The organism is Ruegeria sp. N10 (assembly GCF_056531545.1).
Genome location: NZ_JBQFLY010000046.1, coordinates 1 through 3,962, shown reverse-complemented (window position 1 = coordinate 3,962; position 3,962 = coordinate 1). Strand labels below are relative to the sequence as shown.

Genomic DNA, 3,962 nt, shown 5'->3' with positions numbered 1-3,962 from the left:
CGTCAGTTCACAAAATGCGCGACGTCAGGAAAAATGCGAAACATCAGCCACAAGCGCCATTGCCGCGCGAGCGGCTTCGTCCCCGAGCCCATTTCACCCAATGCTGCGCATTGCACCAATGGCGGAAAACTGTGAAAGCCGATTGTGGCAATCAATGAGCCACCAGAGCTTTTGCAATCTCCCGCAGGTGCGTGTGTCCGGTGCCGCAGCACCCACCAAATATATCCATATGCGGATAGCGTTCAAAAAGGTCTCGTATTTGCGCGCCGAGCTCGATCGGGTCACCGTCCTCGATATGCCCAAGCTTGCAGAGGGCAAGTTTTTCCATCTTGGAAGCATTGGGGCGGACCCCGCGCAGCCGCTTGATCCACTCCCGGTTCTCTAGGGCGGGTTCATATTCAAGCGGATGGGAGCAATTGACCATGTAGAACTCCGGGGCGGCATGTTCGGACTGACGATCAATTTCTGTGATCGCTTCTGCCAAAGTCGGTCCCGACTTCAACCGGTATGAACTGTCGAGCGTCAACGACACCGAGAGCGGCACCCCAATCCGGTCCGCCGCGCGGAGGGCGCCGACCGCTTCCGTTACATTGTTGAATGTGGCGGCGCATGCGAAATCCACATCTGCCCGTTTCAACGTTTCAAGTTGAACGGCATGGTATTCCTCCGAACTCTCGGCTGTAATCTCCTCGTTGAGGCTGTATGCATCCCCTCTGGGACCAAGAATCCCTCCGATCAAAAGTCGTGGAATCTGGCTCCGATACCCTTTCGCAACATCCCTGAGAAACTCAATCGCGGCGAGATTGGCATCCGCCAAGCCGGTGGGTGAATAGCCGAGTTTGGCACCCCAGTCCGGGCTCGCGCGATAGTCGAGCCCGGTCAGCAGAAAGGACAAGCCAAACTCTGCGGCCACATCAAGCTGCTGCGAAAACACATCCCGCATCGCGGAAACGGCCTTTGGATTATCCAGCAGCGGTAGCATACAGAATTCAGGCAGTTCGAACCCATGACGGTACATGATCTCGGTTTCGGTGCCGCCCTCGGTGAGAAAAATCTCACCCGAGCCCATGGCGGGCAAAGGGGATTGAATGGTCATGTCAAACCCCCGGCTTAATATTTTGATTGAAGCGAAATCGGTTGTCCGGATCGTACTTGGTCTTGATTTCCACCAATCGCTTGAAGTTTTCACCGAAAGACGCCTGGGTCAGTGCGTCGCCGTCCTCACCATGGCCCGGAAAATTCAGATAGGCCCGGCCATGGTGCCCAAAGCGCGCGGAGCTTTCCCAGCCATCGCGTGACCAGGCAATGTTCTGGGCATCGTCTGCCGGGTCTGTCCAGACCCCATCCAGCGAGTACATCCAACCCATCGATCGATCCCCAAAGGCTGTGGCAGCCGCTGGAACCTCTGCAGTCGCACCGCCAAAACTCCACAAAGAGGAAATCGAATTGTCAGAAGGTGCTGAAAGTGCGTTCTGCATGGCAAGATCAATCATCTCGTCTGAGAGATCGGTCAGATACCGTGCTTTCCAGTAGCATCGAAAATCACCCGCAGGCATCAGGGTATCGAAGAGTTGCTGAACCTCGCAGTAGTTCATTCGGCCGGAAAAGTCGGCGACCATCGTGCCGAGTTCTCGTAGCGGCTGCAACAACGCCTCGCCTTCGTCAGCATCTCCATTGAACACGCACGCCAGCGTATAAACGCGCTTGCCCTGATCCTTCTCCGCGAAATCCTCGCCACCGGCCGTCGAAAATTCGCAAAGCGATCCGACGAGGCCGCCGTGCTTCTTCATCATTTCGCGCCAGGCACGGATTGGCTCCGGCCCGTCTTCAACCGCATAGATTGGTGCCGCGAACATGATTTCGGGACCAATGGGATGCAGGGCGAATTCGAACCGGGTGACGACGCCAAAATTGCCGCCACCGCCCTTGAGCGCCCACAACAGGTCTGCATTTTCATCCTCGCTGGCCCGAACCAGTTGTCCTTTGGCCGTCACCACCTCTGCAGCGACAAGGTTATCAATCGAAAGCCCGTGCTTTGCGCGCAGCCAGCCGATCCCACCTGAAAGCGTCAGCCCTGCAACGCCCGTATCAGAAATCAGCCCGCCGGGTGTGGCCAAGCCGTGCTTTTGGCTTGCGGCATCGACATCGGACCACAATGCGCCACCGTCGACCGACGCAATTCGCTTGTCCGGATCAATTGAGACCGCGCGCATACCACTGAGATCAATCATCAACCCATCGTCACAGACCGCGTGACCGGCAACATTATGTCCGCCACCACGGATCGAGATTGGCAGATCATGGGCGCGCGCATGATTGACTGCCGCAATGACGTCCTCGCTATTGCGACACCGAACAATCATGCCGGGGCGACGGTCAATCATGGCATTCCAAACAGCGCGGGCGGTGTCATACGTCTGTGACTTGGGCAATATGACTTCCCCGGAAAATCCCGGGATGTCTTCTATACTCGTTGTTTCAAGACCGTCCATGTCATCCCTCCTAACGTTTGCTTCCTGTACAGTAAGGAATTTGAGGACATGGTATCAGTGGCAACTTCGCCAGATACGTGGCATAATAGACATAAAGAGAATCCAAATCCGACAAAACAGTGCCAAATATGACAGGAATGCCTATGTCATCCCAACGCAAACCGACAATTGCCCTTCTTGCGGCACCAGAAACATCAGCATCCGTTCTTTACGGGCTTTACGATGTTCTGCTCTCCGCAGGCGCTGTTTACCCCGACATGGTGAATGGTGCGCCTGGGGATGAATTGCTGGACATCAAGATCGTGTCTGCAGACGGAAAGCCTTTTCACTGCATCGGCAACATACCGGTCGAACCTCATGCCGCCATTAGCGATCTGGCCCCGCCGGATGCAGTGGTTATTTGCGATATGTATACGTCGATCTACGATGTTCCAAAGGGCCGCTATCCACGTGAAATCGCATGGCTCAGGAAAATGCACGCCGATGGCGCACTGCTCTCCTCCGTTTGTTCGGGGTCCTTGCTGCTGGCTGAGTCCGGGCTTCTGAACGGACATGAGGCAACTGCCCATTGGGCATATCGCGACATGTTTCAACGACATTTCCCTGAAATCACCTTTCGAAATGAATCCGTTCTGTGCCTTGCTGCCGAAACCGACCGGATCGTCACTGCTGGAGGTGTCAGCGCATGGCATGATTTGACGGTCTATCTGATCGCCCGGTTCTGCGGATACAAAACCGCGATAGAAACAGCCAAGGTCTTTCTCATCAGCGGTCACTCTGAAGGACAGTCGCCTTATTCGGTGATGACCAGACCTATGGAATCCAGCGATGGTCCGATTTCGGAGTGCCAACTGTGGATCGCTGACAATTACGCCACAACCAATCCCGTCGAGAAAATGGTTGAGCGGTCAGGACTGAACCCCCGAACATTCTCCCGACGCTTCCGTGCAGCAACGGGTTTCACACCGATTGAATACGTACAAGCGCTGCGCGTCGAGGAGGCCAAGCAAATGCTGGAGACCGCTCAACAAAAGGGTGACGATGTCGGCTCTGCTGTCGGCTACGATGATCCCGCTTCCTTCCGGCGCGTGTTCAAACGCGGAACAGGAATGTCTCCCGCAGCGTACCGAAAGAAGTTTCAGCGCATCTCTCAGATCGCCAGCGCTGAGAACTAGGTTTCGGCTCCGTCAACAGAGCAGACGTCCAACTAGCAATATCAAAAGTCTGCTATGTCCGCGATGCAGTCATTGCCGGGTTTTTGAACAGCGTCTGCTCACACGCTAAGCGGTCGTTCGCGGCTGAAAGTTTGAAATCTCTGCACCCAGCGACCGCTCACCGACGCTTAGCTGTCATCTGAGCAAAACAGCCAGATGACCGGGTCGATGAAGATTTTCTGATGCGGGCCAGAGTGCAAGGTTTGGACTGGGGCCGACCGTGGCCCGCGTTGGAAAATCTCTCAGGGAGGAAGCC

At 55.6% G+C, this 3,962-nt stretch carries 3 protein-coding genes; 1 reads left to right on the top strand and 2 read right to left on the bottom strand.

All coding sequences use genetic code 11. From position 1 onward, the window contains the following. Positions 1–151 precede the first annotated feature (151 nt). Both ACR0JI_RS21780 and ACR0JI_RS21775 read right to left on the bottom strand, forming a co-directional pair. Positions 152–1,096: a homocysteine S-methyltransferase family protein gene (locus ACR0JI_RS21780; protein ID WP_480521396.1), complete on the bottom strand. Its 945-nt coding sequence runs from the start codon at positions 1,094–1,096 to the stop codon at positions 152–154. Position 1,097: 1 nt separating this feature from the next. Beyond that, the gene (locus tag ACR0JI_RS21775) at positions 1,098–2,492 is read right to left on the bottom strand and encodes an FAD-binding oxidoreductase (RefSeq protein ID WP_480496643.1); all 1,395 of its coding nucleotides are present in this window, start codon (positions 2,490–2,492) and stop codon (positions 1,098–1,100) included. A gap of 143 nt (positions 2,493–2,635) precedes the next feature. Between ACR0JI_RS21775 and ACR0JI_RS21770 the strand changes: the two genes are divergently transcribed. Beyond that, entirely contained in the window at positions 2,636–3,667 is a 1,032-nt protein-coding gene (locus tag ACR0JI_RS21770) for a GlxA family transcriptional regulator (RefSeq protein WP_480476178.1), read from the top strand. Positions 3,668–3,962 lie beyond the last annotated feature (295 nt).